Genomic DNA, 8,508 nt, shown 5'->3' on the forward strand with positions numbered 1-8,508 from the left:
GGCTAGGGGCTAGGGATTAGGGGCTAGGGAAAAGAAAAATCACGCTGGAAATTTACTTATAAATAGCAGTGTTATTTTACTTCTGTCTTTATTATGAATTACCTTAAAGGGCGCGATCGCTAATCCCAGGTTGTATATTTTCAGTCAGTTACATTAATATCAATGAGCAAAGCAATTACGAATTACCTCAAGCGCAATCCCACCATTTTTGGTAATTACTCGCTCCAGTTCAAAATCTCTCGGATTTGTTTCACCAACTCCAGAGCCTTAAAGGGTTTTGCGATCGTTCCTTTTACACCTAAATCGATAAATTGCTGTTGTTCGCTTACCTTTGCTTTCGCTGTCAATAAAATGGTTGGGATTTGCTCAGTTACAGGATTAGCCTGTAGCTGCTCAAAAGTTGCCAATCCATCCATTTCAGGCATCATCAAATCTAGAATAATTGCATCAGGCTGTTGAGTTTGGGCTATTGCTAACCCTTCAGTACCAGAAGCCGCTGTTAACACATCCCATCCTGCCGCTGCCTCCAAAGAAAATTGGATGATTTCGCGAACACCATCTTCATCGTCAATCACTAAGATGCGCTTGGTTGTCATAGCACACATCCTCTGCTAAACAGCCAGGTAACGTAAAGTAAAAACTGCTACCTTTACCAAAGATACTCTCAACCCAAATTTGTCCCCCGTGCTGTTGTACGATACTTCGACAAATGGCTAAACCTAAACCAGTGCCTCCTTTTTTACGGGAATCAGAGGCATCAACCTGCTGAAAACGCTCAAAAATACTTTCCAGCTTCTCAACTGGAATACCGCGCCCTTGGTCTTTTACCTCGAACAATATACTGTTGGGATTAACTAACTCCGATTTTACAGTCAACCAGACTGTAGAACCTGGGGGTGAAAATTTAATTGCATTACCAAGCAGATTTGTCAGCACCTGGATAATGCGATCGCTATCAACATCCAATTTAATGTTTTGGGAAGAAACGGATAAAGTAATTTCGGCTCGATTTGCCATTAATTGCATTGATTCTGTGGCTTTAATTAATAAATCACTAGCATTGCAAGGCTGTTTCTTTAAATGAATCTTGCCTGATTCCAAACGTTCGAGTTCGAGGATATCGTTGACAAGCCGCACTAGGCGATCGGTACTTTCTGCTGCAATATCAATTACACGCTTACCTTTGTGAGATTGAGCATCTATCAAACCGCTGGAAAGCAAATTCAAAGCACCGTGTATGGATGTGAGAGGGGTGCGTAGTTCGTGGCTGACAACAGAGAGAAATTCATCCTTCATCCGTTCTATAGCCTGACGCTCGGTAATATCTTCGCCGATGCTCATCGTACCAATTGCATCACCCTGCAAATCTCGTAGCAAGGTATTATTCCAGGCAATTAGCCTTTCTTCGCCAGATTTGGTCAGAATGGGGTTTTGATAGTGGGGGTGAAAATTTTGCTCTAATACTTCTTGAAAACACTTCTCTATCGGTTGTTTTTGGTAGCGGGGAATAAAATTTTCAAACCAATCTTTACCGATGACTTCCTGTTGCGTGTAACCAGTTAATTCCAAGAAGTAGGGATTTACATACTCTACCTTGCCATTGCGATCCAACCCCACAACTACTAAACGCACATTTTCTAGGAGGGAACGCCAGCGCCGCTCTGCTTCGCGTAAGGTTGCTTCGATTTGCTTTTGTTGAGTAATGTCGCGAGCAATAGTAGAAAGCAGTTTAATTCTGCCATCTGGTGATTTGTGGGCAATAACTAGTTGGGAAACTGGTATTTCTCGTCCATCGTGGCTCAAAAAAGCTGTTTCGCCAACCCAGACTCCGCTGCTCATTGCTGCTGGAATTCCTTCATTGTGGACAAGTTCGTAAGCCCATTTTGGGTAAGCATCGGCAATGGTAAAGTTAGGAAACTCCTCACTTTCTGTAAATCCAAACATCTTCCGGGCAGCCTTGTTCATGTAGCTTACCCGCTCATCGAGACTAGCAGTGCCAATGATATCCGAAGCGGCTTCAATGATGGCAATTAGCTTTGCTCGCTCCTCTTCTATGAGTTTGCGATCGGTGATATCGTCTACTACATAGGAGTATCGGGAGCGCCCGCTAGAGGCTTTGCCAATAAAACAGACGGTAGCCGACAAGTATCTAATATCTTTACCGATATTGTGATTGTACTCAAAGCGGACAGGGTGATTGGTGCGTTCGCTTTCCTGATAGTACGCTATCCACTGGCGAATGTGGGATTGAGGAGCTCCCAATTCGCTGGCTCGTCGATTCTGCATTGCCGCAGGCGTAGTTCCGAAAAAATTGGCGCTGGTTTGATTATCGGAAAGATGCAGGATGTCATCCTCTAAGAGTTCCACAACACCCATCATCATCGAGGAACTATTGTAAAAGCTCCGCAAAATTGCTTCCTGCTCGCGCAGCGCTTCCTCTGCTTGCCTTCGCTCTGTCATGTCGGTATGCGAACCTGCCATCCGCATGACGTTACCCGCTTCATCCCAAAGTGCCTGCCCCCGATCGAGAATCCATTTATAGGTGCCGTCTTTGCACTGCACTCGGTGTTCGCTAATGTAAAACGGCGTTTTCTTGGCAAAATGGTCTTGGATAACTTGGGTTACCCATTCTAAATCATCGGGATGAACCCTTTTTGCCCATTCATCCAAATGATTTGAAATCTCACAATCTTCATACCCAAGCATTTCCTTCCATCGAGTAGAAAAGAATACTTCGTTAGTTTTGACATTCCAATCCCAAATACCATCATTATTGCCGCGTAAAGCCAGTTGCCATCGCTGCTCACTCTCTCGTAGTGCTTCAAGCGCCCGCTTGCGTTCTGTAATGTCTTGAATCTGCACGACAAAGTACTTTGGCTGCCCGTGGGCGTCACGTACTAACGAGACACTTAGCAAAATCCAAACAACTTGTCCGCATTTATGAAAGTATCGTTTCTCCAATTGATAAGAGCGAATTTCACCAGCTAAAATTTGGCTCATGTAACCGAGATCGGTTTCTAAGTCATCTGGATGGGTGATTGCCTGAAATGTCATTGTCAGCAATTCCTGCTCCGAATACCCGACAATTTCGCACAGAGAACGGTTGACTTGCAGCCAGCTACCATCGAGTGAAACCAATGCCATCCCAATTGCAGCGTGTTCAAATGCTCCATGAAAGCGCTCTTCACTTTCTCTAAGCGATTCCTGTGTAAGCTTGTACTCTGTAATGTCAGTGTTTATTTCTAAAATTGCAATTGGTTTACCCTCTTCATCTCGCTGTAGTGCCCAACGACTAGCAACAATCATTGGTGAGCGATCGCGTTTAATTTGTTTTAGCTCTCCTTCCCAGTAACCTTGACGAAACAGTTCGCGTTCAATATCTGCTAAGGGTTGAGGGAATTGTGTTTGCAGCAGTGCGTGAATATTTGCTCCTAGTGCCTCTTGTTGCGAAAAGCCATACCTTTCCTCAGCGCCACGATTCCAAAAAGTAATTTTATTGTTCAAATCGCGAACTACGATCGCCTCCCGTGCTAAATTCAGGAGCTGTGCTTGCTCCCTTAACATGATTGCTTGCTTTCCAAACGCCTCTAATGTCTGCTTGTGTTTGCTGAGGTTATTTTTCAGTTCTTGGTTGGCTGTCTCTACTACTTGGGTAAGCAGCTGTTTTTGTTGCTCTGCTTGGCTTTGGCATTCACAATTTACTTTTTGGCGATCGCAGCACAAAAATTCTGCTAGAGCAGGCTCCTCCTGCAATAGACTATGAAGATGGTCTTGCGATCGCTTGTCGGCTGTATATTCATCTGCTACTTCCGGATGGGCTTCCATCCAGAAATGACACGTTTTGATGTAAGCAATTAAGGCTATAAGATGCTGATAATTCTCGGCTTTCAACAAGCGCCGGAGTTCATTTCGATAGGAGCCAGCACTGTCTTTTCCCAGAAAAATCAAGGCACAACAGTAAAGTAAAGCTTCTTCTAATGCCGAGTCTAGCTCCGGCAAAAGCTTTTGTTTTTCAGGTAGGGCATTTAGTACACGCAGGTGTTTGTCGTTCTCTACTTCTTCTATATGAGACGATTCCAGTAGCTTTAATATTTGGCTTGCTTTCATCCCTAAGGAGCGCAAAGAACAGCTATGACAAACCATGCAGTAGGGAACTAAACAGTAGCGCGAAAGGTAAGCAGAAAGCTTTTCCTTGAACAGAGTGGGCAAGGGATTGTTTACATAAGCACTCAAAGTCTGTTGCCATAAGTTTTCCAACACCTGAGAATTTTGCTGTGCTGGACTAAAAAAAGGAGGAAAAAACCCAAATTTATCTTTTATTTCTGCTTTGAGTTGTTTATTATTTAGCATATCTTAATTAACTTTTTAATTTTTAATAGCTTATTTATTCAAAGTATGTGTAATTATTGTTATTAAATTTTTATTAATTTTAGAGACTAAAAATAGAAGCTTAAAATAGAGTGAAATTTACAGCTATATTTAACACTATAATTTATTTGATAAATAAAAATATCTAAAATTAAAAGTAGATAAAAATTTATCTAGTTTACCTAATTAGAAAACCCTTAGTGATAAACATATACATTCACTGAAATATTATCGATTTTCTCTTTAGTTAGTTTGTTTAATTTAGGTAAAAACAGAATAAAATCAGCCTAATACCTGATTTCTTCCAGATTCCTTAGCTTGGTACAATAAAACATCAGCAGCCCGATACAGTGCTTGCAAGTCAGCACCATCTTTGGGAAATTCAGCTACTCCGCCACTAAAGCTGACGCTAAACCTTCGATTTTTAGCATCGGCAAACTCCTGTTGGCTAAAGATTTCTAGAACTTCTGTTAGCCGCTTTGCACCACAACTTCTAGTAGTACCATATAAACCGAGAATAAACTCTTCGCCACCCCAGCGGGCTACTACATCTTCACTGCGAAAACTCTGCTTTAACAGTTCTCCTAATCTTCTAAGTACTTGATCTCCAGCATCATGACCGTATTGGTCATTAATCTGCTTAAAATGGTCTAAGTCTAGTATGGCAAAACATACAGGTTGAGTTTGACGTTCGGCTAGATGCAAAAGTTGACTAAACTGTTGGACGGATTTACGGCGATTGGTAAGACCGGTTAATTCGTCAATTTCTGCTAATTTGTGTAAAATTTGTGTTCGTTCTAGCCGATTTAGCACGCGGGCAATCAGCTCTGGCCCTACAATCGGTTTATTGATGTAGTCGTCTGCACCTGATGTAAATACGCGCTGCACGGTTTCCCGATCTGTATGAGCTGATAGAAACAGTATGGGTAAATCATTCCAGCGCGAGTCATTACGCACCACTTGACATAGATCTATGCCGCTTAACTCCGGCATTTCCACATCCAGAATGAGCAAGTCAGGGTTAGACTGCTCCAGCGTACTCCAGAATTGCTGCGGTTCATCTAGTAGTGTGAGTTTAAATCCCCAAGGTTCTAGTAAAGAGCGCAAAAAATCTAAAACTTGTGGATCGTCATCTACAATCATTAGCTTTGCTGATGGCTGACTAGATTGTTGCAGTACCGAAGCGATCGCATCCATAACCTGCTCAATTGAAACAGGCTTCTGGAAAAATCCCCTGCCGCCAAGCCTTGCGACTTTCACGCGATCGGCGAAACTCTCAGTAGCTGTAAATACCAGCACAGATACGGGCGGCTCTTTAGTTGTCAATTCTGCTAATAGTCTAAAGCCATTCTCTGCTGACTCTTTAAAGCACAAATCTAATAAAACTACATCTGGTAGGGCTTTGGCTATAGCTTGTCTAGCTTGGAATAAATCTGTAGCAACTTCTGCCAACATTCCCCTGATCGTAGCTTCTGCAATTAACTGTTCAGCTAGCACTGCATCGCCATCAACAATCAACAATCGGGCTTGCTGCTCAAAATTAGTTGATTCAGGCGCTTGAGGCTGTAAAATGACTGGTGCTTGCCCTAACTCTTGCCGCAATGCCACAACCAGTTGAGAAAGATACTTCATTTGCGCGGGGAGAAGCTTTTGTTGCTCTTCAAGTATCTGTTCAATCTCGCGGGATAAGCGAGAGGCTTCATCAAAGCCAAAACTGCCTAGTGAACCTACCAGTATATGCGCTTCTTTGAGAGCTTGTTGTCGTAATTCTTCTGTAAGTGTGCTTTGTAGCAACTCTGCCACAGCTTGTTCTACAACTGTAATGTGATTAACATATTTTTCCTTATGCTTTTCCCATAAGTCAGATATGTCTAGAGCAATCTGCTGCCAAGTGTGGGAATTTTCAATTTTGGAGTTTTCTGCTGTGTGCGCCTCTGTAACTTGACTATCGATGTTCGATTCTCTTGGTTTGAGCCGATAACCAAGTCCGTAGACTGTCTCTATTAAATCAGTTCCTGCCCCGGCTTTTTTGAGTTTTTGCCGTAAACTCTTGACGTGTGCCCTAACAGTATTTTCTGAGGGAAAATCTTCAAATGGCCATAGATGATCCAGCAAGGCACTTTGACTAAATATTCGGTGGCTGTGACGCAACAAAAGTTCCAGCAGAGCATACTCTTTAGCAGTGAGGTGTAAAAGTTGCCCCTCATAAGTAACCTGGCAGTTACTAGGATCAAGACGCAGAAAACCCCACTCGATCGCAGGCTCTAAAATTGAACTGCCCCTTCGCAACAAAGCACGTACCCTAGCCAATAATTCCTGCAAGTCAAAGGGCTTGGTTAAATAGTCATCTGCTCCAGAATCTAGTCCCATAACCTTATTAGTAACGGCATCCTGAGCAGTCAACAGGAGAATTGGGATGTGATGCAAGTGTGTGTTCTTTGCTTGCCGAATACGTTTGCAAAAGCTAATGCCATTTAGTTTTGGCAGCATTACATCCAACAAAATTAAATCATAGGTAAATGCTTCTACTAGTTCCCAACCCGCCTCACCGTCAGCAGCAAAATCAACCAAGTAATGCTGCGTCGTAAGAGTTTTCTGAACTATTTGAGCAAAGCTTTCATCGTCTTCTACTAACAGAATTCTCATAGTGGATAGTTATTTTTACTTAATCGTTGACCACTATAAGGAATCACCCTTATTGAAAGCCACTACAGTTATTTCAAACCAGCCCTAGCTTCTTCAAGTTTATTAACAAAGCACTGTGGATATGCTGAAAAGAAACAATTTGTTGTGGTCATAAGGCGATTCTGTAGTTTTGGCATTCACAAAATCTTCACATTGATGCCCTAATGTCAGGATATCGCAGTGAATAGGTTTAATTTTCGCGTCAAGTGTGGCAGTCAAGGCAATTGAAAAGCAATGAGTATGTGCATATCCAGTAGCCGCGAGGCTAACGTTGAATTAGCAGTGGATGTTTTCAAAGCTCAAAATCCAGCATTAATAATCTCTCTCAAAAACTTTCTCACCGTTTTACCAAATTCTCTATGTATTGAAGAAGTTTTGACAGCAGCCATCTATGGGCTATCGGAGTCAGATCCTGATACTTGTAGCTGGATTTTGAATAATTTCTGTTATTTAGAACCAGAACTCGATTTACTCAAAGTAGCAAGAAATTTGGCACAAATAAAACTTCAGAACCAGGGATTAATAATAGGTCAAGATTTTTGGTTTGAATCAAGTGGTCGTCTACATATCAATGAACAGGAAAATACCGACATAATGCTTAATATTTCAACTAGCGATCGCCTGCTTTTAGAAAAAATTCTTCAAATTTGTAATTAAATTTAATGCTTATCGCCTTGCTAATCCTAAATCTTTTAGCATCAGTACTATTGAAGGAACAGGATATAAATATTACTACAAAATCAATATATCCTTCCAAAGTTTAGAAATAGCATATTTATTGAATAACAACAGTTCATAAATATTAAGATAATCAAAAATTTTTTAATTCTGATTATTCACAAAATATTCACAGTTAACTACTAAATTCAAAAATCAGATAATCAATTCTAACCAATTTATTGAGTTAGCAGAATTACTTGCTTTGGTTGTAGCTATTACCTAGACTAACCTTGATTTTTTAGCTTCTGGTAATTACCCTAAGACTTCAAATTAACTAGCTCAACCACTTTTAAGCTTCAAAGGAGAAGTTTAATGAAAAAGATTTTAATGATTGAAGATAATGAAGATATTCGTTTAATATTTTGTGAAATTCTTACATTAGAAAATTTTCAAGTCATGTGTGCTGAAAATGGTTTAATTGGCTTAAAACTAGCCAAAAACCAGCATCCTGATTTAATTCTTTCTGACCTTCATATGCCTGAACTTAATGGGTATGAAGTTCTAGAAAAATTACGAAATGATGTTTCTACAGCCAATATTCCTTTCATCTTTATCACATCTGAGGAAGATTATGATTACCGTTGCCGTGCGTTGCTGTTAGGAGCAAATGGTTATCTCATCAAACCTGTGGATATTTGCGAACTATTGAATGCAATTACAACTCAACTCACGTCATGAGGACTGGGGGCAAGGTGATTGGGGATTGGGTACTGGGGATCGGGGATTGGGGAGTGT

5 protein-coding genes are annotated in these 8,508 nt (G+C 41.1%); 2 read left to right on the forward strand and 3 right to left on the reverse strand.

All coding sequences use genetic code 11. The features are described 5' to 3' along the window. Nucleotides 1–215: 215 nt before the first annotated feature. The 3 genes from UYC_RS0113195 to UYC_RS0113205 all read right to left on the reverse strand — a co-directional run bounded on the left by UYC_RS0113195 (nucleotide 216) and on the right by UYC_RS0113205 (nucleotide 7,014). Nucleotides 216–596, reverse strand: a complete 381-nt coding sequence (locus UYC_RS0113195; protein WP_016876303.1) for a response regulator — start codon at nucleotides 594–596, stop codon at nucleotides 216–218. Next, nucleotides 568–4,350: a PAS domain S-box protein gene (locus tag UYC_RS0113200; RefSeq protein ID WP_016876304.1), complete on the reverse strand. Its 3,783-nt coding sequence runs from the start codon at nucleotides 4,348–4,350 to the stop codon at nucleotides 568–570. The genes UYC_RS0113195 and UYC_RS0113200 overlap by 29 nt, the downstream gene beginning before the upstream one ends. 300 nt (nucleotides 4,351–4,650) lie before the next feature. Further along, the gene (locus UYC_RS0113205) at nucleotides 4,651–7,014 is read right to left on the reverse strand and encodes a response regulator (RefSeq protein ID WP_016876305.1); all 2,364 of its coding nucleotides are present in this window, start codon (nucleotides 7,012–7,014) and stop codon (nucleotides 4,651–4,653) included. Between the two features lie 273 nt (nucleotides 7,015–7,287). Here UYC_RS0113205 and UYC_RS0113210 point away from each other — a divergent pair, with 273 nt between their 5' ends. Both UYC_RS0113210 and UYC_RS0113215 read left to right on the forward strand, forming a co-directional pair. Further along, nucleotides 7,288–7,710, forward strand: coding sequence for a hypothetical protein (locus tag UYC_RS0113210; RefSeq protein ID WP_235082996.1), 423 nt, complete (start codon nucleotides 7,288–7,290; stop codon nucleotides 7,708–7,710). Between the two features lie 375 nt (nucleotides 7,711–8,085). Continuing rightward, nucleotides 8,086–8,451, forward strand: coding sequence for a response regulator (locus UYC_RS0113215; protein ID WP_016876307.1), 366 nt, complete (start codon nucleotides 8,086–8,088; stop codon nucleotides 8,449–8,451). Nucleotides 8,452–8,508: the final 57 nt, after the last annotated feature.

The sequence above is a fragment of the Chlorogloeopsis fritschii PCC 6912 genome (assembly GCF_000317285.1).
GTDB classification, from domain to species: domain Bacteria; phylum Cyanobacteriota; class Cyanobacteriia; order Cyanobacteriales; family Nostocaceae; genus Chlorogloeopsis; species Chlorogloeopsis fritschii.

Bases quoted from the DNA above. Each gene is read 5' to 3' on its own strand.
- UYC_RS0113210 (WP_235082996.1), top strand. From the start codon at position 7,288: ATGAGTATGTGCATATCCAGTAGCCGCGAGGCTAACGTTGAATTAGCA.
- UYC_RS0113205 (WP_016876305.1), bottom strand. From the start codon at position 7,014: ATGAGAATTCTGTTAGTAGAAGACGATGAAAGCTTTGCTCAAATAGTT.
- UYC_RS0113195 (WP_016876303.1), bottom strand. From the start codon at position 596: ATGACAACCAAGCGCATCTTAGTGATTGACGATGAAGATGGTGTTCGC.
- UYC_RS0113200 (WP_016876304.1), bottom strand. From the start codon at position 4,350: ATGCTAAATAATAAACAACTCAAAGCAGAAATAAAAGATAAATTTGGG.
- UYC_RS0113215 (WP_016876307.1), top strand. From the start codon at position 8,086: ATGAAAAAGATTTTAATGATTGAAGATAATGAAGATATTCGTTTAATA.